Genomic DNA, 24,372 nt, shown 5'->3' with positions numbered 1-24,372 from the left:
TCTTGTATCCAATTTACATAGTGACGGATTGCTGATCCGCTCAAGGAGAAATGAAATGACAAAGCCGCAAATAACCTATGGCATGTATACAATGTGTATGATTCGGAATGACGACAAGGTTTTGCTTATTAATCGTCCGGACCAGCTCGGGTTTCCCGGTTACCTTGGGCCTGGAGGAAAAGTGGAGTTTCCGGAGAGCCTATCGGAAGGTGCAATTCGAGAGGTTTATGAAGAAACCGGGCTGATTGTCAGAAACCTGGAGTATAAAGGCATAGATGAGTATGTGGTTCCCCAGACGAATTATCGTTACATGGTATTTAACTATTTGACAGATTCTTACGAAGGTGAACTCTTAGCGAATCCGCCAGAAGGGGAGCTCGTTTGGGTACCGATTCAAGAAGCGATGGATTTACCTATGCAGCCCTGGTTCAAACGAAGGTTTCCCCTTTACTTTGAAGAGGGGACTTTTGAAATCTCCATTGTCTGGGATGAAGATGGACAGAAGCCGATCGAAGAGAAAATCAGAAATTTACGATGATATGATGGATTGCGGTGTAACCAGAATGGGAGAAAACAATCGATGCTGAAATACAATATTTGTTTCGTTCGGCGCGGTGATGAGATTTTATTATTAAACCGTGATAGAGCACCATGGATGGGATGTTGGAATGGAGTGGGGGGCAAGCTTGAATATAACGAGGCGCCCAGAGACTCCATAATACGTGAGCTGTATGAGGAGACGAACATTCGGGATAAGGATTGCCGATTAACCTTCAAAGGCCTTGTCACTTGGACATCGGAAGGCAAGAATCTGGGAGGAATGTACCTTTATCTTGCAGAAGTACCTGAGGACTACATTTATGAGACCCCGATGAAGACGGAAGAGGGTATTTTGGATTGGAAATCCACGCAATGGATTCTGACAGCAGGAAATGCCGGAATCGCAGCCAATATCCCTAAGTCGCTGGAGCTGATATTGAATGATCCGAATTGCTACGAACATCATTGTACGTATAAGAACGGTAAACTACTGCAGCATACATCGGTTGAGATAAGTTCTATGGTTGAAACGAACGAGGAGATAAGAGGCGAATTATTTAAGAAATATCTAGAAGAACAGGTTAGGTATTAACCTGGCATAAAATCTACCAGACCACATGACCCGACCTCAGATTGGAATGATCTTAGGCGGGTTTTGTTGTTATATGCGGGAGGAATCATGCGAATTAAACATATGTTTTTACTCGTTTTACTGCTTCTGGCTGCATGCTCTCCGGTCGAAGAATCCGTCTCGGCTAAAGCTCCAACACCCACAAACGAACAAGCGGACGCTGAAGACCTTCAGGCTAAGATATTAAAAGTATCAACAGATTTGCCATATGATTCGAATTGGTGGGTTGTATCAAGGGATACCAATACGATGACCATCCATGTTGAGGCAGAAAATATAGAGTCGGTCCTGTTCTGGGTAGCGCCTACGGGGACCGAAACTTGGGAGGAAAGGGAGCTTATCGGATATGACATCGACGGATCGGATGGGTGGTCGTTATCCTGGGAGTTTGGCAATCGGAAATTCCACGATCATATCGCTGTTCAAGCTTTAGGTATGGACGGGCGTACGTTGGCTAACGAGAGCATCAATGTACATACACTCGAAGAATGAAAAAAATGTTGAAGGTGCTGTATGATTTGAAAAAAGGGATCGTTCCAACCATTGTTGTTTTCTCTATTTTTTTGATTTTGTCTTATAAGTGGTATACACATCCCAGAGAAATTGTTCAGAACATAGAAGCTGTAGAGTTTCATTTAGGAAAGAACGCGGATCAGGCGATCATGCCGGTTCGTATCGAAATCGACGGTCATCTGACACGGTCCATCACTGGAGAGAAGCATTTTGAAGGCTCAATCCAATTATTTAGCGATGACAAACGACTTACAGACGAGAAAAGTTATACCCAAATCGTATTTAATCTATCACATTAGATTGAGGTTTACCAGGTGAATCCAGCTTACCGAGGGAGGAATAAAAGATGGATGCGATACAATTCAAATCCTATATCCATGAGCTTTTCGGCTCGTTATTGAATGATTTTGAGGAAGACGACGAGTATGGCTATCATCTTTTTTCATCGAATCGCTATCAACGAATAGGCTACGCCACCAATTTGATGCCGGAGGTTGTCCAACAAGCGGCTGTCAAAAAGGTCGATCTGATTATCACGCACCATGATGCATGGAGCTTCGTGTACGGGATGAAGGAGCGGTGTTTAGAGTTGCTGCAGGAGCATGACATCGCTCATTTCTATATCCATCTTCCCTTGGATTATGCCGAGTTCGGAACCTGCAATTCGTTGCTGCGTGAGGTGGGGGTGGAACATATTGTCCAATCATCCCGGCATATGGATGGGAATAGTTCGATAGGTATCGGAGAACTGGAGTCTCCTGTCTCGATGGAAGAGCTTGTAGAAACCATGTCCTCTGCTTTGGGCGAACACGTATTTTATCAGCAGAATAGCAATAAACCCATTCAAAGGATCGGCATGATAACCGGAGCAGGTAACGGCACGAATCAATTGAAAGAGGCCTTGGACCATGGCTGCGATGTTTACATTACCGGGGAAAAAACGCTCTATACGGTTCAATATGCCAGGTTTGTCGGATTGAATCTCATCGTTGGCAGTCATACGTTTACCGAAATTTTCGGCGTTCGATCGCTCGCCCAGAAGCTGCAGGAGAGGTTTCCAGATGTGGAAGCTATCCAATTGTACGAGGAGCATATGGAAGTAGTGAACTAAAAACACGTCATTGGAGGGATAACGGTTGAAGGATTCCAGCTTTGATTTTTACGAAAATCTTGCGGATACGTATCATTTGATTTTTGAGGATTGGCATGAAGCGGTAAGATGGCAGGGGGAATTCTTCAATCGGTTTATTCGTTCGTTATATGACGAGAACCCTGAGGCTCGGTTCCATCTCCTGGACGCATCATGCGGAATAGGGACGCAGGCTTTGGGATTGGCACGGCATGATTTTGTCGTAACGGCTACGGATTTGAGTCCCAAGTCGGTGGAGCGGGCCAAAAAGGAAGCCGAGAAGCTGGGGATTCCCATTGATTTTGGAATCGCCGATTTTCGGTCTCTAGAGCAAGATATCGCTGGGCAATTCGATGTCGTATTGTCTGCTGACAATGCGATCCCTCATTTATTGTCTGATGAGGAGCTGAGACAGGCATGCCGAAATCTGTATGCCAAACTCCGTAACGAGGGTCTGCTTGTCGTGTCCATTCGGGACTATGACGCTATTATTCAGAACCGCCAGCGTGCAACGGCTCCACGAATCTTGGATGAAGGAAAACGTATGGTTTTTCAAGTTTGGGACTGGGCAGCAGGTGGATATCACTATGTGACGAACCAATTTATAATGAGAGAGATCGACGGAGGATGGCATACCCAAGTCAACAGCACATCCTATAGAGCATTGATGCGATCAGAATTAAGCAGTTTGCTGGCGGAAGCGGGATTCATCGATATCCAGTGGCACATGCCTTCAGATTCGGGCTTTTATCAGCCGATCGTTACAGCAAGGAAGCCAGGAGTTTAGACATAGACCAATAAGGCAGGATGAGTTAATCCAGTATAAAAGGAGGAGTTAAGGATGGCACTATTACGGGGTCAAGAACAAGTCGAGGAGTATCTTAATCAACTTGAGCATCCCTTGAAAAAAGAAATCGAGGAGGTCCGAAGTTTCATCCTGAGTGTTGATGATCGAATCACGGAGCATATCAAATGGAATGCACCCAGCTTTTGCGTTCAGGGTGAAGACCGGATCACCTTGAATTTGCAGGGGAAGGGTTTCATTCGCTTGATTTTTCATTGTGGAGCCAAGGTAAAGGACCATGATATAAAGGGAACGCTGACTGAGGATGCGGCGGGGTTATTGGAGTGGGCGTCGCATGATCGGGCCATCGTGAAAATCGTTGATATACACGATTTGGAGCAAAAAAAGGAACAGTTAAAAGCCGTTATTGCTAGATGGATTGAAGTGACGAGTTGATGACTAGAGAGTTTCAGAGATGAGGGGGATTGAACAACATGATCATTCATGAAGTTACCGATCTCGGTGCCGTAGATCTTACCGAGCTCTTGACTGAAAGCCAGGAAGAAGGATTCCGGAATATCCATCGATTAGTGCATGAGTATCATAACGGTATCAATACCTTTCATCATGAGAATGAAGCCTTGTTTGAATGTCGAGTTGGCCATAGAGTCATCGGCATCTGCGGGTTAAATCGGGATCCGTATGCGAACGGAAGCATAGGCAGGATCCGCAGATTATATGTACTAAAGGAATTCCGGAATCAAGGAGTCGGGAGAAGGCTGGTTGAAGCTGTAATTCGTAAGGCGAGCAGCCATTATACTAAACTCGTATTAAAAACAGACAATCCCAAGGCGTCTGCATTTTATAAGAAACTAGGTTTTCGGCAAATTGCAGATGGTGGATTGGTCACGCATGAACTTGTGCTATGATGTAATCATGGATGCCCCGCCTCAAATGGATAGAACATTCGAGCATAAAAAAGGCTGCCATGAAGGCAGCCTTCCCTATCCCTCATAGGCTCGCTGTAGCGTTTGCATATCGATTTTAGATTTCGTCTGGAGTAAAGCCTTCATGACGCGTTCCGATTTTGCCGGATCGGGATCGGTTATCATTTCGTTTAAGTTAGCCGGGACGATCTGCCAAGATACGCCGAACTTGTCCTTCAGCCAACCACATACTTGCGCTTTTTCGTCACCGCCTTCGGCTAGTTTCTCCCAATAGTAGTCCATTTCTTCTTGCGACTCGCAATGCACAATAAACGAAATAGCTTCGTTGAATTTGAAATGCGGACCGCCGTTGAGTGCAACAAAATGTTGCCCCTCTAATTGCAATTCCACCGTCATGATTGCACCCTCGGCGAATGGAGAGCTGTCGTTTCGTTCTGCGCCGTATCGCGTAAATCGTTCGATCCGCGAGTTTTTGAAAATCGAAACGTAATGCTGCGCTGCTTCTTCGGCTTGGTGATCAAACCACAAGTTAGGGGATATCTTTTGGACTCTATTCTTCATCGTCCCAACTCCTTCATCACAGATAATAGAATGTAATGTCATTGTATCAAATCACTCGGATCATGATTTCTTACCGATTGCGATCTATTCCTGCTGTTCATGAATTTCGGATAACAACGGTCTGATTTCCGTTCAGGGGAAAATAGGCCTTTTCCATTTGGAGGAAGATAAAGGTAAAGCTCATGCCTGTGGTGAAGAAGTAGAAGAATATATTAATGAAGCGATCTTTCTAGGATACGCTAACGAATTCTAACGGGACTTGTCATAGTTTGTGGTATATCTTATCTATCGGAGGCTGTTGTCATGATGATGCCAACGCATATTGTTGCCGTAGGCGGCGTGGTTGAGAATGAACATGGAGAAATTTTATTGGTGAAGGATCGTAACGGATGGGTGTTTCCGGGAGGACAGGTGGAGGCCGGAGAGAATCTCATGGATGCGCTGATTAGGGAGATCAAAGAAGAGAGCGGGATCGAGACCATCGTTTCTCATCTGATCGGTGTCTATTCCAATACTTCAACCTATCCGGGTCACAGCGGAGTTGCTGTGGTTCCAACGAAAGTGATGATGGATTATGTGTGTAAGCCTACGGGCGGCGAGCTGAGGACTTCGGAAGAAACGACGGACTGCCGTTGGATCCATAAGGATGAAGTGCTTCAATACATTACGGCCCCGGCCATTCGTACGCGTTTCCAGGCTTATTTGGATTTTAACCGAGCCATCGTCTATATGGAATATATCACGAAACCGGAGTTTGAAATTAAGCTGAGACGGAATATATAGGCATTCGAGCTGGCCATTGGGAGTATAGCTCAGTCCATATACGGGAGGCAATCTGAGCGTGTTGTATCATTTTAGCGAGGAACCGGACATTCCAATATTTGAACCGAGGATCCTATACAATCAGAATAATGAACCGGCTAAGGTATGGGCCATCGATGCGCATCATGCACCGCATTATTATTTTCCAAGAGAGTGTCCGAGAGTTTGCGTGGAAGCTGCGGAGAGTACAACTAAAGCGGATATGGAAACTTTCTTTGGCATGTCGTACGCGCGTAGGATGATTGCGATCGAAGCGGCGTGGTATGAGCGGGTGAGAACAGGATGCGTCTACCGGTATAGTTTTGATCCGACTGATTTTGAGCTTTTTGATGCGAATGCGGGATATTACATTGCTACGAAAACCGTTGTCCCGGTCCGTATAGAACGAATGGATGATCTGGTCGCGTCGATCCTGCAGGAAGGCATTGAATTAAGAATCACCCCCTCTCTGATGCCGTTAAAAGAACGAATTCCAGCTTCATCGGTGAATTTTTCCATGATTCGGATGAGGAATGCTAGATCAGAGGCATAGTCGAAGAAAAGGCGGCGTTAAAATGAATGATTTTACTGTGATAAAAGCAGGTACAGAGCATTTAACAATGTCAGATTGAGGTCAAATAATATAACAAGTATTTTTGTTATAATTCTGCTAGCGAAAGGAAATGTCCCATGGAAGAAGTGATTGTCACACCATACAACCCGGACTGGAAAGAGGAGTATAACCGGGAAAAAGCGAAAATTGAGTCGGCACTGAAAGGCCTCGACGTTCACATGGAACATATCGGGAGCACGTCCGTTTTGGGTTTAGGGTCCAAACCGACCATCGATATGATGGCTGGCGTTCTTAGTCTAGAGGAAGTCGATGAGTATTACATTGAGAATCTGGCTGGGATCGGCTACGAATATGTTGTTAAACCGGAGTTTCCGGAGCGGCTGTTCTTTCGAAGAGGGCAATGGCGGGCAGGGACGCATCATCTGCATATTTACAGGTACCAGGGCCAACAGTGGAATGACCAGATTTTATTTAGAGAGTATTTAAAGAAACATCCGGAAATAAAGGATCGATATTATGCTTTGAAAAAAGCACTCGAAAATCAATATAAGCACGACCGCGTAGCCTATACGAACGGCAAGGCTGATTTCATTCGTGAAGTGATCCGTAAGGCAAGGCTGGAACAGAGTTAGAATCCTGACGCAGAGAGGACGTAAAGAGGATGTCCGAATATTACTGGGATTCCAAAATCGAATACCTGAGGAATACCAGATGGTTATATTACAATGACGACTACCTGGAGTTTTTGGTTAAGAACGTCTGGAAAATGAATACGCCCATTAACATGGTGGATTACGGTTGTGGTTATGGGTATCTAGCATTAAAGCTTCTCCCGCTTTTACCCGATGGGTCTACCTACACAGGTATAGACAAAGGTGAAGATTTGATCAAGGAAGCAAGGGAAATCTTTGACAAGCTGCCATATTCCGTTGAATTGATTCAAGGAGATATCGAAGAAATCCAGGTGCATCGTCAGTATGACATTGCGCTCTGTCACGCGTTTCTATTACATATGAAGCATCCCCGAGATATCCTTCAGAAAATGATCGACAGTGTGCGGAACGGCGGCCGGGTCATTTGTTTTGAGCCCCATTGGATCGCCAATGCGGCGAATTTTGGCTTCGATGATGGATTGTTGCATTCCGAAGTGGTCCGTCTAGGCATATTGCAGAAGCTGTACGAGGTGGACGCCAGCCGCAGCGGCAAAGACGGGAACATCGGCATGAAGCTCCCTATTCTTCTAAGTCAGCTGGGATTACGGAATGTAGAATGCCGAGTAAGCGATAAAGTGAATTTTTTGAATCAGAGTATGGATGCAGCCAGCAAAGAACGGCTATATCAATCCCTAAGAGAAGAGGGGATCGGCCAAGAGCCCGATGAACCTTCAATGACAATGGAGCAGCTGGTACAGAGAGGTCTAACAGTGGAGGAAGCACAAGCCCAATATGCCGCTGAACTCAAGCTGTTCCAGAAGTTTGATAGCGATTCGTGGTTGACTTACGCGCCGAATATGAAGATTTCTTTTGGCACGGTTAGCCGAGAATAAACGTACGTAAGGAGCCCTATGAAAATGGACTGGGTAAGGCATCACAACAACGACTGCCTCCAATAATAGATCGCCAATTGGGTTCTGTCCCGGAGCTCCAGCTTATCCAGAATGATCGAGAGGGTATTGCGCACGGTGCCTTCGCTGATAAACAATTGCTCGGCAATTTCCCGATTCGAGCAGCCTAAGGCAATAAGCTCGAGAATATCGTTTTCCCGCGGGGTAAGGTCGGCACGGTTCTCTTTTTCGGGCAGCATCAAGGTTTTCAGCACATTGGCATCCACAACGGAACTGCCGGAAGCCAATGCACGCAGCTGTTGTGCCATACTGGAGACCTGCGTCGATTTCAGCATATACCCTTCGGCTCCGGCTAGCAGCGCCAGGCGGATACTATGCTCATCTTGGAACGTGGTAAGCATCATAATCTGCACTTGGGGCCATTTTTGCTTGATGTGCCTTGCTGCTTGGATTCCGTCCATGCCAGGCATCCGAATATCCATGAGGACGATGTCCGGCAGGACCTCTTCGCAGCATTGAATGGCTGCAGCGCCGTCATTCGCAGTGGCCGTTACTTCCATATCCGCTTCTCTGGATAGAAGCAGCCGGAGACTCTGACATACCAATGGATCATCGTCCACAATGAGAATGTTCATCGAATGCCCTCCTTTCCCATAGGTAATACGCAGACCAATTGAAATCCGCTGGATGTATTGGTGGAGATGCTCCCGCCTGCCGCCTGGGCTCTTTGCCTTAGGTTGCGGAGTCCGGTTCCAGGCAGCGAGGAGGAATCCAAAACGCCGTCATTTTGAACGCTTAACCGCACGATATGTTCACTGACGTCCAACGATACTTCAACGTGTTTGGCTTTGGAATGACGTACCGCATTGGTTAAGGCTTCCTTGAGACAAGCATTCAGGATGACCCACAGATGGGCAGCTATACGGGATGTATCTCCATAAATTTGCAGCTGTACAGGCATCGCTTTGAAATTGCGGCAGATCTCCTCCAGGCTCCGAATGCCGGTCGCTTGGACAGGCTGCATATTATGGACCGTTTCCCGCAGCTCCAGGGCGCTGCTCGACAAACGCATCTGGGCTTGAGCAAACATGTCTTCCGCTTGCGGGTCATTCTCCCTCCATAATGTTTCAAAAGCTTGAAAGGCTAACATCGCGGCTGTTAATTCATGGCCGACCTCATCGTGCAGCTTCTGGGAGATTCGATGACGCTCTCTCAGCTCTGCAAGCTGAGCCGTTTGCACATTGGCCATGAGCAGCTCACCCTTCAATAATTCCAGTTCGTAGCGATCGCGACGCTCCTGATCAGCCTCCAATCGATACTGATGGATTTGCTTGGACCAACATAAAACGATCCATCCCGCAAATGCAGCTTGAGCGAGCATGAAAAGAAGCCGGAGGTCCGGATCGACATACCCGATGACAAGTGCTGCCAGAATGGGCAGGGAAAACAGCGGTTTACCGGCAAGCATGGTTTCAAATAGCGGCAGAGCCAGTCCGAAGCCGGCCTCCGGCCAGAATGGTATGATGGACATGCATAGAATCTGGTCGACCAGTGTTGTCCATGAAGGAAGGGAAAACCGCCACCGGGCTAATGCCAGGATCGCTAAAGCGAAGATTAGGATGAACCCTTCGGTCCCGGCATCTCCCATAAACCAAAGAGCGGCCAGAAGCAGCAGGGCAGACATTCTCCAAATCACGACCGCTATGCTTGGGGACCACGAATCGGTATAGCTTTTCATGAAAACCTCCCATGGCATACGTTCTCTTTTCCCCATATCGTAACATATTTTTCAAGCCAGTTTCCTTCGGCTGCCAATCAGCATAAAAGCGATCGCAAACAACAGCAGGATCCCGAGCGGTGTGAGTTGCTCCGCAAACAAGCCTCCGTTCTTAGCAAGCATGATTCCCTCATGAAACCAATAGGTAGGGGATAACATAGCGATTTTCTGCAGGGATGCAGGCATAGCCTGAATGGGAAATAAGGTTCCTCCGAGCACCGCCATGATCAAGATGATTCCCAGCATAACGGCTGTAGAAGATTCAGGCTGGCGGAACATGGAGCACCAAGCGAGAGAGAAGCTAATCGCGGTGACCGAGAACACGCTGAACATGCTGAAGAGTTGAATCAGACTGCCAAAAACATCGGTATGCAGCAACCAGGCGCTGCACGTGACAACGGCGCTTTGTCCTACGAGCAGCAGAGCAAAAGCAAACAGATTCTGCGATAAATACTTGAAGTGGGTCACAGGTGCAACGCCGATTCGGGTCATAATTTTATTCTTCCGATCCTCCATGATCATATGAACGAGTTTGGAGGCTGTGAATAACAGCAGGATTCCATAGAAGTGATACCCCAGCGGTAAGCCGTGCCAACCGCCCACAGGGAGGACAACGACGGCTGCGGGAAGGCCTAACAGCAAGATAAGATTGGGCAAGCTGCGTACGCTCCGGATGAGCGCGAAGTTAAATATCGTCAAGCGAGCTTCCTCCTCCCAAGCCATGCGCTGATCATCATGCATATCATGGTTAAGGCTAACAGCAATAGTATGCTTAGGTACGCTTTACCTTGCCCGCCATCGACAAGCATCTCCAGGACGGCCATCTTTCCGAGGGATACCGGATTCCCATAAGACGACATGAACTCAAAGAAACGATGATCCGGGAGAGGAAACATTAATCCGGTTAAGATGATGAAGCCGATTCCGAGGACTTCAGATACCCTTTCGGCCAATTTTATGTTATGGATGGATAATGTCAGCAGCAGATGTACGGACTGCGCAAAGAAGGAATAAATAATAAATACCAGCAAGACCCAGCCGAGCGATCCCCACGCGATCCCGAACACCCAGGTTGTGAATAGCACCAAGACCAACCCTTGCAAAGTGCTGAAGAGCGTGCAGGCAAGAATGAGAGAGCTTGAATAAACCGCTACGTTAATAGGGAGCGAATAGATTCTCCATTTCCGGGTTTTAAGTAAATCGATATCCAAATAACTCATCAAATACGTGCCGCCAAAAAACTGAACGCCCATAATGGTCGTAACGGCCATCAAGTCCAGCGGAGGAACCCCCTTCATGCCTTCATAGGGTCCAATAACGACACCCAGCACGGTAATGACGACCAGTGGCAGACCCAGCAGAAGCAGCTGCCCGATGGGTTCGCGTATCAGGCGCAGCAAGGAGAAGTACGTCATTCTGAACACAAGCATGTTAAGTTCCCTCCGTGTCACGTAGTTGCTTGCCGGTAAGCGTAAGGAATACGTCTTCAAGCGTAGGTTTCTCCGCATGGATGGATAGGACGCCGCCCGCGCTTTTGGCCAACGACAGGATGCGATCCAGATTTCCTGCTCCTGCCCGTGATATGATCTGAATTTGCGTTCCATTCAAAACCACGTGCTTGACTCCATCCAGCTGTTTGATGTTATCGATCAGATCCTTCGTCAGCTCCACGACTTCCAGCTTGATCTTCTCTTCATGGTGGATGTTCTTTACCAACTCATCGATCGTCCCCTGCGCGATGACGTGGCCTTGATCCATAATCACGACGCGGGATGCGAGGGACTGCACTTCTTCCATGTAATGGGTAGTATAGAGAATGGTCGTCCCCCTTTTTTGCAGCTCGCGGACCGATTCCAGGATGTGATTTCTGGATTGGGGGTCGATTCCAACCGTAGGTTCGTCCATGATCAGGAGCCTGGGTCTGTGAATAATAGAGCAGGCGATATTCAGTCTCCGCTTCATTCCTCCGGAAAATTTGGAAGGACGTTTATGGGCTTGATCCGTTAGTCCGACGAACTGAAGCGTTTCCGTGATTTGTCTTTTCAATTCCGTGCCTCTTAACCCATAGATTCCGCCAAAAAAGGCGAGATTCTCGTGAGCGGTTAAATCCTCAAAAACGGTGATATCCTGCGTAACCAGTCCAATTTTTCGTTTGACTTCCAGCATAGGGCCGCTTGGCCGTTCACCAAACAGCTCGATGCTTCCGGAATCGATGCCAATTAAGCCGGATAACGCATGGATCAATGTGGTTTTGCCTGCACCATTCGGCCCGAGAAGACCGAGTATTTCGCCTTGCCTGATTTCTAAATGGACATGGTCCAGGACAAGCTGATGTCCATAGCGCTTAATGATATGGTTCATGGTAGCGATTGTCATCCGAATCCTCCTCTGCTTGAGTGCTTAGCTTTATTATGGCAACCGGACGAAAGCGTTCATAGTTACAATTGTAATGAAATCGGCAGGGGGCGGTATGTTGAAATATGATGCCGGATACGTTACCATCATGGAATTAGCAAATGTGTAATCGGCCAGTAAAGGAGTCGTAACTGCGATGACCAAGGTACTTGTTGTAGATGATGAGATCAGTATCTCAAGCGCAGTCGCTTACGCGCTGCGAAGGGAAGGATATACGGTGGAGACCGCCGGAGACGGGCAGGAAGCGCTGGAACGCGTGGAATCGTTTGATCCCGACGTGATGCTGCTTGATGTCATGATGCCGAAGCTTAGCGGGTACGATGTTTGTCGCAAGCTCGAGGATCGGCAGCGCCCTGCCATTCTGCTGTTGACGGTGAAGGACGATATTGTGGACAAGGTGCTCGGGCTGGAGCTTGGTGCCGATGATTATATGACAAAGCCCTTTGACATGCGGGAGATCATCGCCAGGGTAAAGGCATTGTCCCGAAGAAGCCGTACTCCCGAGGCAGCCGGGAAGCAAGCCCCCGAACAGCATGTGATCCGGATAGCGGGACTTACCATTAACCTGTTAAATCGCACCATTCATGCCGAAGGCAAGCCCCTTGAACTGACGCCGAAGGAGTTTGACCTTATGGCTCTCCTGGCCCGGAATCCGGAGCGGGTATATTCGCGAGAGGCCTTGCTAGAACAGGTATGGGACATGGATTTTGCCGGCGGCACGCGTACGGTAGATATTCACGTCCAGCGATTGCGCAAGAAGCTGGGAAACCAGCATGAAGTGATCCAGACCGTGTATGGCATCGGATACAAAAGCACGGAGATTCCATCATGAACAAAGGAAAAGTGCGTTTCGGCTTAAAGTGGAAGGTCGCACTGCTTCTCGCTTTGCTGCTGATCGCCGTTGTGGTTGTTCTAAGCTCGTTGGTTCTTGCCGGAATACGGGAGGATCAGCGGGTGCGCCTGGAGCAATCCTTCGCCCAGGAAGCAGAAGCAGCCAATCTCAGGATTCATCAGGAATTACTGACGAATCCTCAAACGCAGCCGGATGATTTCATGGAAAATGTCGGCCAACGGCTGGCCGTCGATCTCGGAACCCAGAGCGGCATGCCAGTGACCCTGTATAAGATAGATGGTACATTCACGGGGACTTCCCTTCCGTTCCAGCCAAAGATGGATGTACAGGATGCGCTTGCTCACACGGCGCAAGGGCGTTCTGCCTATATTACCGAGGGCGACCAGCTGTTATATCTTGCCCCGCTTCGGAATATGGAGCAGCCGATCGGAACGATTCAATTCCACGCTTCCCTGGCCGAGCAGCACGCGTTCTATGACCGGATCCAGAACCTGTTTATCGTGACGGGTCTTGCGGTGCTGGCCGCCGGCTTCCTGATCGGTTTTCTGTACGTGTGGCGGCAGGTGCATGTCATCAGCAGACTGAACCAGGCTGCGCAGAGGATCGGCGAAGGCGTCTATCTTCGAGAGCCAACGGTGAAGCGAAACGATGAGCTCGGCGAGCTGGCGCAAGGGATATATGAAATGAGCGGGCGAATTTCCTTGTCGGTGAACCAGCTAACGGAAGAGAAACAGAAGCTGCTGGATGCCATTGATCGGCTGCGGGAGCTGGAGCAGCAGCAGAAGCAGTTTATCGGAAATATCAGCCATGAGTTAAAGACGCCGCTGACCTCCATACTGGCCTACGCAGACCTGCTTGAGATGTATCGCGACGATCCCGCGCTGCTCGAGGAAGCCAGAGGACAGATCAGCAAGGAAGCACAACGTCTATACCGCCTGGTAGAGAAGGCGCTTCAGTTATCGTCCATGGATATTTATGAATTCGAAACCCATGCAGAACACATAGACCTCATGCCGATTCTGCAAGAAGCGGCAGCCCGGCTGGAGGCCAAAGCAGAGCAATCGGGCATAACGCTGCAATCCTCTTTATCCGAAGGCAAGGTATGGGCCGATCCGGAAAATCTGATGCATATGATTTTGAATCTGCTGGATAACGCCATTAAATATAACAGGCCCGGTGGGACCGTTACGCTATCGAATGAAGCGGACCGAGACCAACAAGGCAATGATCGTATGGTCATTAAGGTAAGCGATACCGGAATCGGAATTCCGGATGATGCCCGGAAACGCATCTTTGATCCGTTTTATACGGTGAGCAGCGACCGCTCCCGGGTACATGGCGGTACCGGCTTAGGGTTATCCCTGGTCCGCAATTTGGCGGAGAAGCAGCACGGTTCCGTCGAAGTTGCGGAATCCAGCCCCAACGGTTCTACGTTTGTGGTCACCTTGCCGATGGAACGGCCGCAATCCCAGGAGGTTCATTCCGTGGAAAGCTCAGACTTGGAATAGGTCTGGGCTCTTTTTAAAATGTACATCTTTGTTTACAAGTTCGTTACAAGCTCGATATCGTATCGAGATATTCGCATTCTATACTGAGTTCAACAGGGAAAGAGGCGGCATGACAAGTCACATGAGTTGCAGCTGCCGAAGCTCCTTGGGGGAGAAGCATAGGAGGAAACCTGTTATGAAACATAGATTTGGGAAGCATGGGATCAAGTTGCTGTCTTTCGCTGCTGTGGTTGCAGTCCTTGCGGCCTGCCAGTCCCAGGATCGGTTGACGATCGTGGAACCGGGGAACAGTCAAACCAGCCAGCCGCCTGTATCGAATGCCGGAGGCAAGACACCGGGAGAACGCAAGCTCACGGTCGTTGACGGGGCGAGCGGGCAGGCCGGACGGGAAGTGGTCGTGAATCAGACGCACCGGATTGCCTCGTCCAACATCGAGACGTGGATTTCGGAGGATAAGGTCAGGGTCACTACAACCAAAATGGTAAAGGAAGCAACCGCTACGGAAGAACCGAAATATGCGTACGCCACCGAAGAGGTGAACGTAAGCACAGGCGAGCGTCGTGAGCTCACGAATCATGAAGCGTCGCATCCAGACCAACATCTGGTCAAGGAAGAGGTCTCGCCGGACGGTAAATATAGCTTTATACAGAAATGGAGGGATAAGTACACGGCAGACAATTTCATGAAGGATCTTAGTACCGGCAAGAGCATACCGGTAAAAGGGGACAACTACATGGAGATTGGCGGTTGGCTCGATGCGGACACCTATGTACTTGCGGCAGGCTCCATGAGCGGCAAGGGGGAGATTCGTCTCATATCTACGGACGGTACTTACACCACCACCGCCATTGAGGATGAGGACGTTGAAGTTTACAACCAATTCGGAGCGAGTAAAGGCCGGATCTATTATATCGACGTGAATCAGGTGCTTAAGGTGGTTGAACCAGGGCAGTCGAAGCCGGTACATCTCATTGAAAATGTTTGGAGCTTCACCATCTCGCCGGATGGAGAGTACATTGCCGTCTCCACAGCAACCAACACGGAAGGGAACTCGGGCAGCAATTTACTGATCTATGACGCCGCAGGCAGCTTGCAAGGATCGCTTATCGGTAAAGGTAATCTGATTTCTTACCCGTCCTGGTCGCCGGATTCTGCCAGATTAGCCTTTGATGTGTACTCGGAGAACGAAAGCGGGATGAACGGCGTGTATGTGTTTGATACGGCTTCCGGGAAAGTAAGCTGGATGGCGCCCTATTATTCAGCGGTGCATCCTGCGGCCCATCCGGTCTACCCGCTGACCTGGAGTCCATCTGGAAAAAGACTGGGAATTACAATTGACGATAAAGATGCTTTAATAGCGACGCATGTCATTGATTTTCAATAAAGTTATCGCGATTCATACTATGACTCATCGACTTGGAAGGTTGATGAGACTACGAAGGGAATGGATGAAATGAAACAGTTGAAAAAATCTATCGCGACGGTTGCCGTGCTGGGAATGACGTTAACGGGAGCGGCTGGCGTCTATGCTGGCGCCAACCTGGAGAAAATCTCGGCTTACCTGAACCACAGCATCGGTATCCAAGTGGATGGTACCGTTTATAACACCGGCAAAACATTGACTCCGATTACGTACAAGAACACAACGTACCTGCCGGTTCGCGCGATTGCGGATGTGCTTGAAGTTCCTGTGCGATACGATGCGAAGAATAACCAGGTGCTGATTGGAGGAAACGGTCAGACGATCGAGCTGACCAACGTTAAATATAGCGATGCCGAGCGGAAAGAGATCAAGAGCGCATTCGCCAAATTTGATGGTTTCCAAACGCCGTATGCTCCAAGTCAGATGGTAAAAGGCGATGTCTATCAAAAAACGGGTGCATCGGAAGATGGCGTTAACATGTTATTCAAACACATGACGGTATATATCTCCCCAAGAGACTACTCTCATGGATATGACAGCAAACCGGTAACTTTGTCCAACGGAACCAAAGCAAAATGGTATACACCGGATGACATGGACATGCTGGGATTTCAGATCAATGACCGTTTCGTGACGATCAGCTCCCCGGATCATTCCTTAAGCAAAACGCAGCTGGAGAAGGTCGCAGTCAGCGTTGCCCAATTGAAATAAATAGAGAGAATTCTAAGGTGATAGAGATATATTTCAGATATGAAAAAGGAAATAGCGGTTCTTACGAGGAAGCTTGCAGGAGGATAGGAATGCCCTGCGGGCTTTCGTTATGAGAGACTAACGAGGGAGTATTTCCTGGGCAATCGATCTGGAAATCAATGGGATTTTGTGAAATGAATGGAGAGTTCCTGAGCTGTAAATGTATGGGTATAGAGGCTGGTAATGTGTATCGAAACTCGTAAATAAAATAGACTCATTTCGTAAATAGTGTTGCTTCAGTGGCAGAGTAGTTTTTGTTTACATTGATTTTATAGCAAGTTTACGCATAATAGATACTAAGGGAGATGATTCCACTTTGATCGATAAGAATATTAGCACTACAGTTGCAGGAGATTTGATTGTTACTCGTCTGATAGGGAAGATAAACACTGATGACGTTATTGAATGGTTTAATGGTTTTGAAAAGTCATGTCAGCAGTTTATTGGTGAGGGTCTGAAATACAAATTATTGGTAGATAGAAAAGGATATACCCCAAACCACTTCTCCGTTCAAAAAGCATGGAAAGATAAGTTCTTCAATGAAGCCATTCTGAATCATAGCAAAGCAATTGCGTTTCTTCTTGAAGAAGGGGAGATCATGAATTACTTACAGCAATCCAACACAAAAGAATCCGTTAAATTTTTTGATAATTATGAACAAGCATTCAAGTGGTTAAAGAACTATCCAAGATAAGAACTTTACTGAACCAGTTGCTCTCAACAACTGGTTTTCTTATGACCGCAGCTTTACTGTTGTTGTGAAATTGACATACTTGCAAGCTTCTATTATCTTGTTTGCAACAATATTAATGAAAAGAGCTAAAAAAAGAAGCAGCATGATCGCTGCTCCTTCCCAAATCTATTAATTACGCTGCAATAATAGGTATCCGCTAATGTTGGATGTTCTTTGGCGGAATACGATTTTGAAACCTACATCATGATCCAGTAAGCAGGCTAAGGCGGTTCTTAACAGTGCATTCGGCGTCAAATCAGCTCGGCAGGGAGAAGCATTGCCAATGACACGGGCAGCAACGATTCTACGCGCGGAGCCCGTAACAAGAGGGTTTCTTGACCAGCTGATCAATACTAAATCCGGTTGAGGAACAGCAGTGACACGACCCATTCGATTCACCTCTTTTATTATAGTAGAGCCAGTATATTAAATGATAAGCTGATGAGAAGTGTGCAAAGCAAAGGGCGGAGTTTTACAAAATCATGGTTGCTACCCAAACTGATGAAAGGAGATATGTAATGTGAATCCTATGAAAATGAAGGACTTTTCCTATCGTTGTCAGACTATCGTTGGTTATTCGTTTGAAGATGGTGGCTGTGGTAGAGGATTACAGTTGATAGGGCTGGATGTATTTTGGAAGAGTTTATCTAAAGTCGTTTATATCCGGGCATATCCCAACTCCATATGGTATTATTTGGTTTAGTGTATTCTCGCTAGGGGGGCCATGATATGGACATGGAGTTGAAGCCGGTTAACCGAAAGAACTGGGAAGAAGCATTGGCAATGCAGGTTTCGGTCCAACAGCAGGGGTTTGTACCGGCGGTAGCCGTATCTCTCGCCAAGATCTACATCAAACCGGACGGTGATGAAGTCGAATACCTTCCCTTTGCGATATACGTCGGGAACCGAATGGTTGGATTTATCATGCATGCCTATGAGATGAATTCATCCGATATGTATTGGATTAACGGCTTTTTAATAGATGCGGGAGAACAAGGTAAGGGATATGGCAAAGCAGCTTTACTCCAGATGATTACATGGATCCAAAGCCAATTTCCGCCATGCGAGGAAATACGCCTGACCGTGCATAAGGATAACCTGATAGCGAAAAATTTGTACAGCAATCTAGGTTTTGTGGAAACGGGGAACTGGTTCGGCGATGAGGAAGTTATGAAGCTGAATGTTCAATCCAATCAAGAGGTTAAGAGAAGGGGGAGCGACCCATTGTCGCAGATCAACATCAATCGAAGCAGCCCGGAAGAAGCGCTTGCGGTACGGACGAACCTGATACAATTCAATGCTCGGTTTATCGCAGAAGATTTGCAGCAGAATTACGAGGAGATCAACTTACATATAAAAGATGAGTTTGGAGAGATCGCAGGCGGCATCAACAGTGTTTTTTGCTGGAATTGGATTGAGGTCGATATTCTGTGGATCGATGATCGATATCGAGGGCGGGGATATGGCTCAAGATTACTACAAGAGATTGAGACGATCGCAAGAGAAAAGCAGTGCACCTTCATCAAGCTCAATACCTTCAGCTTTCAAGCGCCGGCATTCTACCGTAAACATGGATTTCAAGAGATAACTCGCATTGAAGATGCCCCAAGGGGACATCAGCACTATTATTTTGTTAAATATTTGGCGTAAACCCGTGTGAACATTAACAACGATTCGAAGGAGCTTGACATGATTAGACTGCAGCCCATAGATAAGGATAATTGGACCGAATGCATTAAACTGAAAGCGAAACCGGAGCAAGAAGGCTTCATTGCCTCCAATCTGTATTCGATTGCCCAGTATCAATTTCTTGAACATTTTGAAGCGATGGCCATTTATGATGATCAGACGATGGTCGGGTTCGCGTTATATGGCTTGGACGCCGATGACGGCAACTATTGGATTTACCGTTTCATGATCGACGGGAATTTCCAAGGGGAGGGCTACGGGAAAGAGGCTTTGCGATACATCGTTGAACAAATCCGTAACAAGCATGACCGGACAGAAGTCCTTATGCTAAGTTTTGATCCGAAGAACGAACGGGCCAGACAACTGTACATCAAAGCGGGTTTTGAGGAAATCGGCGTTATGCCCTGGTCGGGGGGAGAATCCGTAGCGAAGCTGGGGCTATGAGATATCAACTTAGTGGTGTTCAAAAAGGCGTGAAAAGCACTGTATGACAAAAAAGGGAGTGCCTACTGTTTGCAACAGTTGTGCACTCCCTTTGTTAACTTAACTAGAACTTGGGTTCATACCATGTGGCTTGGGTAAAGTCCTGGAACGTATCAGCGTAATAATACATAACTTCAATGTTGTTATTGTCGCCGGTTGCTTTTTGACCCTTGCTTCGGATAATGGGGATGAATTCCGCGTAGTATGCGCCATTCAAAGGGATTCGTACAGGCTGCTTAGGGTTGCTCAACTGCTCGTAAGTATAATAGGATGGCTCCCCGTTCACGTTGATCTGCAAGTCGATTTTCTCCGTAGCCTTCAAGGCCAGATAGAACTCCGGCAGGGCATCGGAATTCACCAAAGCGAAGTCATAAACCGGACTTTGTCCGTGTCCTGACGGGGAACCCGCATAGATAAAGTTTCTTGTGCCATTCGGAATGAGATCATCCGGCGATGGTTCTCGAACATAGCTGCCGCCATCAAAATAGTCGTAAATTCGATGCAGGACAACTGCGGTTTCTGCTAACGTTACCTTTTGATTCGGGCGAAAATACCCTTTCGTATCGGGTTTCATGATGCCGGCCTCGGCAAAGCCGAGCAGTGCATAGGCTTTGACGTGATCGAGATCGGAGGCTAAGGAAAGCCCCCATCTTTTGTCTTGCATCAACCCGATTTCGGGCGCTAATGGCTGATAGGCATACTTCCACTTATCATATTGCTTGTAGGAATTGAAATTTCTTTTGGGTAGGTCTTTAATCGCCCGCAATCTCGCGATATCCTCACCGTCGTATAACTCCAAGGAATAACCAATATCATCGAACAGCGTATTCAGCGTAATCAACAAGTCCCAGCGTGTTAACACTTTCTCCGGTATATACTTGAAGGTTTCATCGTTGTAATTGATTCTGTCTGCGGCTCCGATTAATCCGTTCGGCGCTGAAGGTATGCTGCCGTAAACATCCTTAAAAATCTGGTAGGATGGGTGCCCGTTAGGGACGCCGGGAATGTTGAACTTCTTATCAGCATCGACCCGGAAATCGGTAAACAGCCGGTGAACCATAAGGGTCAGATCGGCTTTGGTCACCATCCTGCCTAGCGTTTTTGTCCGATATTCCATGTTCTCAAAAACCCCATGGGATCGAAGAAAGTCAATGGACTCATTGGCCCATGCATACTTGGCTTGACCAGATTCCGCCGCACTTGCCACGGATGTCATGCAAAACGATAATATAAGGGTTAAAGATAATAATTGACGCCACCTTTTTAAAAACATGAAATCCTCCTGTATGTATCGATAGATTGGATTAATATTCCTCCATTGTAGACGACAAATTATGACAAGAGCAATGTTTTTTTAGTCCTCCTTACCTATTAAAAAAAGAGTCGGTTTGCATTGTTCTTGATCCGAAGCGTATTGGAAGCGAACGATTGCCGGGGAAATCGAATGAAAGTGGATGATTTTCGACGGGAAATTTAAATGTAACCGTTGACATTACGGAACAAAATGGTAATATTTTAAGACATTAGCAATAGCGGTTGGTTCGTTGATTCGGTACCTATTGGCATTCACAAGATCATGTAACGACAGGGTTGTGCCATCTTGGATTGTGAATGCAGTACAGCCTATCACGGAGGGGGGGAACGCATGGGAATCGACTGGTATGACATGATCGCGCGCAGGAATGGCGGCTATAGAGGAAGAGCGGTGTGTACCGTAGTCGGAAGGTCGGCGGAAGAAGTGTTTGAGGAGCGGCTGGTGGAGATGCTGCCGCAGTATCATTCCGTGCTGGACGCAGGCTGCGGGCATGGCGAGTTCACGCTTCGGATGTCCAGACATGCTGAGAAAATCATTGGCTTTGACAATTCCGCGGAGATGATTCGAATCTCCCAATCCTTGCTCGAGAGCAGCAGAACCCGGAATGTGGAATTCGTATTTGCCACAACGAAGACACAGATGCCTTTTCTAGACGGGCAATTCGACCTTATCTATGACCGCAGAGGACCTACCTCAATCTTGGAACATCCCAGGATATTAGCTTCAGGCGGCACCATCTTCGGGATACATACCGATGTGACTCACGTTCGAAGGCGATTGTCGGAAAATGGCTACATGAATGTCGAGATTGAGGAGTATAATGAAGCGATTATTTACTTCCCGAATGCCCACGAATTTGCATTAAACCTGTCGGATACGCCAGGCAATCCCGATTATACTTTACCGGAAATGAATGGTGAACTGGAGGCCAAGATACGGGAGAACCAGATCGACGGCCAGCTTGGAGTCCGCGAGCACAAATATATCTGGAAAGCGATGAAGGCATGAATCAAGGATCTTTTATCATACCGAATAAGGAGTGTGCGATATGGATCATGAGTTCAACCGGAAGTGGCTGGAGGACAAATTTGAAAACATCCGCAGCCGTATCTTGAAAGCGTTGGTGCAGTTAAACGATGAGCAAGTGAATTGGCGGCCCAATCATTCCAGTCTGAGCATATCTACGTTGATCAGGCACATCGAAGGCAACATTCAAGAACGGGTCATGAAAGGGATATTGCAACAAGACGTTGCCCCGCGAAACCGGGAGCAGGAGTTGACCCAGGTATTTGTCAGCCGGGATGATCTGATCCAGATTGTGAAGAATCGGTTCCAGTTCCTGATCGATACGGTAAAATCCATGTCGAGTCAGGACTTTGAACAGGTTCACCTGGTCCGGGGAAAAGAACGGAGCAATCTCGACATCCTGCATCAGTGCGCCACGCATTATTCGGAGCATATGGGTCAAATTTTTTACATCGCTAAGCAGTGTTTGACGGTTCAATATAAAACCACATCGATCTAATAAACGAGTCCCCCTTAGATGGCGTTACCAGCTAAGGGGGACTTTGTTTCGGTAGAATCATATAGAGACTGTGTACAAATCAATCCAGGGAAGGCGTCACGCTGGCTTTCAGCACATTCCCGCTGGTGGTCCAGTTCACATGGGCTCCGAACAGAGCAGGGATCGTCTTGACGGGAATCATGGTTATGCCATTCTTCATAATGGCCGCGTCGCTGTTGTACACCGCCTTGCCATCCATTTCATAGATTGACTGTCCGATCGGGACGGTTAAGTTTTTGCCCGGGGCGGTTGCTAAGGCCGCGTGCCGTTTAGGGTCCCACTCCACTTCATAGCCCAAACCTTCAGCGAGCGGACGGAGGGGAACATAGAACTCATCCCCGATGATGGAGGAGCCTAGTGCCGAGCCGTTGATGGCGATCGACAGCTTAAGATTGTCGATAAAATGCCGCTTATGAATCAGCGCATGGATACCTTTGGTTTTGTCCACCACTTGGGAGACCTCGTAGTCCGTAGCGGCACTCATATAGGCGTATGCCGTTGCGCGATCCATGCCCAGCTTCTCATTCAAGAAGCCAAGGGCTTCGCGCACCGCTTCCTTCATGGCCTCATCCAGATCGGGATCGAGACCAACGGGAATCCAGTAATCCTCCGTTTCGGCAAAAGGCTGCTTGAGCTCTGCACGCGGCAAGGAAGGATCGCCAGCCTTCAGCACCGTCAACCGGAAGGTGCCGCGAAGGGAGGCCTCCATTGCGGTCAGGGCAACCTCGCCATCTCCCTGTGCAAAGTGAGGATCGCCGGTATAGAAGAGTCCGCCTTTCACCTGAATCGGAAGATACAGCGTAGATCCGACGCCAAGCTCGTTGATATCGATGTTGCCTCCGGTTTCGATCGGAGGGACGCTGCTAACTTTTTCACTGGTATCCGGTGCGACGCCCATTAGCCCCATAAAAGGCTTGAGCGGGAAGCGGACATGGCCACCCTGCTCAACGGGAAGCACGCCATAGAGTTTGCCGTTGATTTCTTCTACCGGCGTGAACTTGGATATATTTTGGTATAACTCGGGATTTGCTGCGCTTGCCCCTTCCTTGCGCCCGTCATTCTCGGGATATTCGCCGGGAAGGGCACCCTTGTAATGCCGGTTGGATATGACGCCATAGGGCACCCGGGGGGTGAGAGAAAGAACCTCGACCTTCAACACATCTCCGGGTTCTGCTCCCTGGATTTCGATCGGTCCCGTTACGACATGCGGTCCATCGTTGTCAAAATCATGCTGCAGCTCAGAGGCAGCAACCGCTTTAGCGTCATCCAGCACTTGATCCGGCCGGATACCGAAGGAAGCGAAATACTTCTCCGGATCCCTTCCCTGGTCTTCTAGGATGCCTTCATGGGATAGCGTATCAAACATGATGGTGCTGCCGGAGGTGACGGTCATGATGGATTTGCTGTCCCGATTCGGAAGATGTCCCCAACTGATGTTCTCTACCGTGCTGGGGACATAATAATCGGCTTTGACATGGTCTTTGCTGGTGGATTGCAGGATGGGAAACGAATCGAAGGCAGCGGCTTGCGCGGGTACAGCGGTTAACAACGAAATCGTACATAAAGCTGCTGTGATTGAATGAAAGCGAAGTCTCTTTCTCATTGATGGCATATTATCTCCCCCCGTTTTCTATGCGTATGATCAATTTAGCCGTATTATATATGGGAATGGTTAGGTTTATCAATACTTATGTAATGTTATATTACATATAAGGATGGAATTAATTACATAGAACTAGATTTCTGAGAGTGAGTACCTAAAAAAAATCTTCCACGCACCAAGAACCTGAGCCATGGCATGTGGAAGATCTATCTGTT

29 protein-coding genes and 1 pseudogene are annotated in these 24,372 nt (G+C 47.8%); 22 read left to right on the top strand and 8 right to left on the bottom strand.

The window, feature by feature from the left end; translation table 11 throughout:
• The first annotated feature begins 55 nt into the window (after window positions 1-55).
• The 8 genes from M1D70_RS21730 to M1D70_RS21695 all read left to right on the top strand — a co-directional run bounded on the left by M1D70_RS21730 (window position 56) and on the right by M1D70_RS21695 (window position 4,526).
• A complete protein-coding gene (locus tag M1D70_RS21730) occupies window positions 56-538 on the top strand; it encodes an NUDIX domain-containing protein (RefSeq protein WP_456287927.1) in 483 nt (160 codons plus the stop codon).
• A gap of 42 nt (window positions 539-580) precedes the next feature.
• Window positions 581-1,132 (top strand): NUDIX hydrolase, encoded by a 552-nt coding sequence (locus M1D70_RS21725; protein ID WP_456287926.1) that lies wholly within the window; start codon window positions 581-583, stop codon window positions 1,130-1,132.
• Window positions 1,133-1,219: 87 nt separating this feature from the next.
• The gene (locus M1D70_RS21720) at window positions 1,220-1,663 is read left to right on the top strand and encodes a hypothetical protein (RefSeq protein WP_456287925.1); all 444 of its coding nucleotides are present in this window, start codon (window positions 1,220-1,222) and stop codon (window positions 1,661-1,663) included.
• A complete protein-coding gene (locus tag M1D70_RS21715) occupies window positions 1,660-1,983 on the top strand; it encodes a hypothetical protein (protein WP_456287924.1) in 324 nt (107 codons plus the stop codon). Before M1D70_RS21720 ends, M1D70_RS21715 begins: the two co-directional genes overlap by 4 nt.
• A gap of 47 nt (window positions 1,984-2,030) precedes the next feature.
• Window positions 2,031-2,795, top strand: a complete 765-nt coding sequence (locus M1D70_RS21710) for a Nif3-like dinuclear metal center hexameric protein (protein WP_456287923.1) — start codon at window positions 2,031-2,033, stop codon at window positions 2,793-2,795.
• Between the two features lie 25 nt (window positions 2,796-2,820).
• Complete coding sequence (locus tag M1D70_RS21705; protein WP_456287922.1) at window positions 2,821-3,600, top strand: class I SAM-dependent methyltransferase; 780 nt, start codon at window positions 2,821-2,823, stop codon at window positions 3,598-3,600.
• 54 nt (window positions 3,601-3,654) lie between these two features.
• Complete coding sequence (locus tag M1D70_RS21700; protein WP_456287921.1) at window positions 3,655-4,053, top strand: DUF1801 domain-containing protein; 399 nt, start codon at window positions 3,655-3,657, stop codon at window positions 4,051-4,053.
• A gap of 38 nt (window positions 4,054-4,091) precedes the next feature.
• Window positions 4,092-4,526 carry a GNAT family N-acetyltransferase gene (locus M1D70_RS21695; RefSeq protein WP_456287920.1) on the top strand — a complete coding sequence of 145 codons (435 nt, stop codon included), beginning with the start codon at window positions 4,092-4,094 and terminating at the stop codon, window positions 4,524-4,526.
• A 75-nt stretch (window positions 4,527-4,601) separates the two neighbouring features.
• Here the strand turns inward: M1D70_RS21695 and M1D70_RS21690 are convergent, their stop codons facing one another.
• A complete protein-coding gene (locus tag M1D70_RS21690) occupies window positions 4,602-5,105 on the bottom strand; it encodes a VOC family protein (protein ID WP_009589777.1) in 504 nt (167 codons plus the stop codon).
• A gap of 303 nt (window positions 5,106-5,408) precedes the next feature.
• Between M1D70_RS21690 and M1D70_RS21685 the strand changes: the two genes are divergently transcribed.
• From M1D70_RS21685 to M1D70_RS21670, 4 genes are all read left to right on the top strand, one after another.
• A complete protein-coding gene (locus M1D70_RS21685) occupies window positions 5,409-5,888 on the top strand; it encodes an NUDIX hydrolase (RefSeq protein WP_456287919.1) in 480 nt (159 codons plus the stop codon).
• 58 nt (window positions 5,889-5,946) lie between these two features.
• The gene (locus M1D70_RS21680) at window positions 5,947-6,459 is read left to right on the top strand and encodes a DUF6886 family protein (protein WP_009589887.1); all 513 of its coding nucleotides are present in this window, start codon (window positions 5,947-5,949) and stop codon (window positions 6,457-6,459) included.
• Window positions 6,460-6,596: 137 nt separating this feature from the next.
• On the top strand, window positions 6,597-7,112 hold the full coding sequence (locus M1D70_RS21675) for a GrpB family protein (protein WP_456287918.1): 516 nt from the start codon (window positions 6,597-6,599) through the stop codon (window positions 7,110-7,112).
• A 29-nt stretch (window positions 7,113-7,141) separates the two neighbouring features.
• Complete coding sequence (locus M1D70_RS21670) at window positions 7,142-8,026, top strand: class I SAM-dependent methyltransferase (protein ID WP_456287917.1); 885 nt, start codon at window positions 7,142-7,144, stop codon at window positions 8,024-8,026.
• 41 nt (window positions 8,027-8,067) lie between these two features.
• Here M1D70_RS21670 and M1D70_RS21665 read toward each other — a convergent pair whose 3' ends face one another.
• From M1D70_RS21665 to M1D70_RS21645, 5 genes are read right to left on the bottom strand one after another with little or no spacing between them, the layout of a single operon-like run.
• Complete coding sequence (locus M1D70_RS21665; protein WP_456287916.1) at window positions 8,068-8,679, bottom strand: response regulator transcription factor; 612 nt, start codon at window positions 8,677-8,679, stop codon at window positions 8,068-8,070.
• Window positions 8,676-9,782, bottom strand: coding sequence for a sensor histidine kinase (locus tag M1D70_RS21660; protein ID WP_009589837.1), 1,107 nt, complete (start codon window positions 9,780-9,782; stop codon window positions 8,676-8,678). Before M1D70_RS21660 ends, M1D70_RS21665 begins: the two co-directional genes overlap by 4 nt.
• Window positions 9,783-9,833: 51 nt before the next feature.
• On the bottom strand, window positions 9,834-10,520 hold the full coding sequence (locus M1D70_RS21655; RefSeq protein WP_456287915.1) for an ABC transporter permease: 687 nt from the start codon (window positions 10,518-10,520) through the stop codon (window positions 9,834-9,836).
• Window positions 10,517-11,251: an ABC transporter permease gene (locus tag M1D70_RS21650; protein ID WP_009589867.1), complete on the bottom strand. Its 735-nt coding sequence runs from the start codon at window positions 11,249-11,251 to the stop codon at window positions 10,517-10,519. Before M1D70_RS21650 ends, M1D70_RS21655 begins: the two co-directional genes overlap by 4 nt.
• A gap of 1 nt (window position 11,252) precedes the next feature.
• Window positions 11,253-12,197, bottom strand: a complete 945-nt coding sequence (locus M1D70_RS21645) for an ABC transporter ATP-binding protein (protein WP_009590030.1) — start codon at window positions 12,195-12,197, stop codon at window positions 11,253-11,255.
• Between the two features lie 175 nt (window positions 12,198-12,372).
• Here M1D70_RS21645 and M1D70_RS21640 point away from each other — a divergent pair, with 175 nt between their 5' ends.
• From M1D70_RS21640 to M1D70_RS21605, 8 genes and pseudogenes are all read left to right on the top strand, one after another.
• Window positions 12,373-13,068 carry a response regulator transcription factor gene (locus M1D70_RS21640; protein ID WP_456287914.1) on the top strand — a complete coding sequence of 232 codons (696 nt, stop codon included), beginning with the start codon at window positions 12,373-12,375 and terminating at the stop codon, window positions 13,066-13,068.
• Entirely contained in the window at window positions 13,065-14,597 is a 1,533-nt protein-coding gene (locus tag M1D70_RS21635; RefSeq protein WP_456287913.1) for a sensor histidine kinase, read from the top strand. The genes M1D70_RS21640 and M1D70_RS21635 overlap by 4 nt, the downstream gene beginning before the upstream one ends.
• A gap of 175 nt (window positions 14,598-14,772) precedes the next feature.
• Window positions 14,773-15,981, top strand: a complete 1,209-nt coding sequence (locus M1D70_RS21630; protein WP_456287912.1) for a WD40 repeat domain-containing protein — start codon at window positions 14,773-14,775, stop codon at window positions 15,979-15,981.
• Between the two features lie 69 nt (window positions 15,982-16,050).
• Window positions 16,051-16,731, top strand: a complete 681-nt coding sequence (locus tag M1D70_RS21625; RefSeq protein WP_456287911.1) for a stalk domain-containing protein — start codon at window positions 16,051-16,053, stop codon at window positions 16,729-16,731.
• A gap of 301 nt (window positions 16,732-17,032) precedes the next feature.
• Window positions 17,033-17,464 carry an STAS/SEC14 domain-containing protein gene (locus M1D70_RS21620; RefSeq protein WP_456290478.1) on the top strand — a complete coding sequence of 144 codons (432 nt, stop codon included), beginning with the start codon at window positions 17,033-17,035 and terminating at the stop codon, window positions 17,462-17,464.
• A 768-nt stretch (window positions 17,465-18,232) separates the two neighbouring features.
• Window positions 18,233-18,682: pseudogene (locus M1D70_RS21615) on the top strand (GNAT family N-acetyltransferase); the annotation flags it as partial.
• 45 nt (window positions 18,683-18,727) lie between these two features.
• Complete coding sequence (locus M1D70_RS21610) at window positions 18,728-19,153, top strand: GNAT family N-acetyltransferase (RefSeq protein WP_085981255.1); 426 nt, start codon at window positions 18,728-18,730, stop codon at window positions 19,151-19,153.
• Window positions 19,154-19,192: 39 nt separating this feature from the next.
• Window positions 19,193-19,636 (top strand): GNAT family N-acetyltransferase, encoded by a 444-nt coding sequence (locus M1D70_RS21605; RefSeq protein WP_456287910.1) that lies wholly within the window; start codon window positions 19,193-19,195, stop codon window positions 19,634-19,636.
• Window positions 19,637-19,739: 103 nt separating this feature from the next.
• Here the strand turns inward: M1D70_RS21605 and M1D70_RS21600 are convergent, their stop codons facing one another.
• Entirely contained in the window at window positions 19,740-20,792 is a 1,053-nt protein-coding gene (locus M1D70_RS21600; protein WP_456287909.1) for an S-layer homology domain-containing protein, read from the bottom strand.
• A gap of 528 nt (window positions 20,793-21,320) precedes the next feature.
• On the opposite strand from M1D70_RS21600, the gene M1D70_RS21595 reads away from it, so the two are divergent.
• Window positions 21,321-21,998, top strand: coding sequence for a class I SAM-dependent methyltransferase (locus M1D70_RS21595; protein ID WP_456287908.1), 678 nt, complete (start codon window positions 21,321-21,323; stop codon window positions 21,996-21,998).
• Window positions 21,999-22,038: 40 nt separating this feature from the next.
• The gene (locus tag M1D70_RS21590) at window positions 22,039-22,515 is read left to right on the top strand and encodes a DinB family protein (protein WP_456287907.1); all 477 of its coding nucleotides are present in this window, start codon (window positions 22,039-22,041) and stop codon (window positions 22,513-22,515) included.
• A 79-nt stretch (window positions 22,516-22,594) separates the two neighbouring features.
• On the opposite strand, the gene M1D70_RS21585 is transcribed toward M1D70_RS21590, so the two are convergent.
• The gene (locus M1D70_RS21585; RefSeq protein WP_456287906.1) at window positions 22,595-24,166 is read right to left on the bottom strand and encodes an acetamidase/formamidase family protein; all 1,572 of its coding nucleotides are present in this window, start codon (window positions 24,164-24,166) and stop codon (window positions 22,595-22,597) included.
• Window positions 24,167-24,372 lie beyond the last annotated feature (206 nt).

The organism is Paenibacillus sp. AK002, from assembly GCF_053903045.1.
This window is presented reverse-complemented; position numbering and strand designations above follow the sequence as displayed.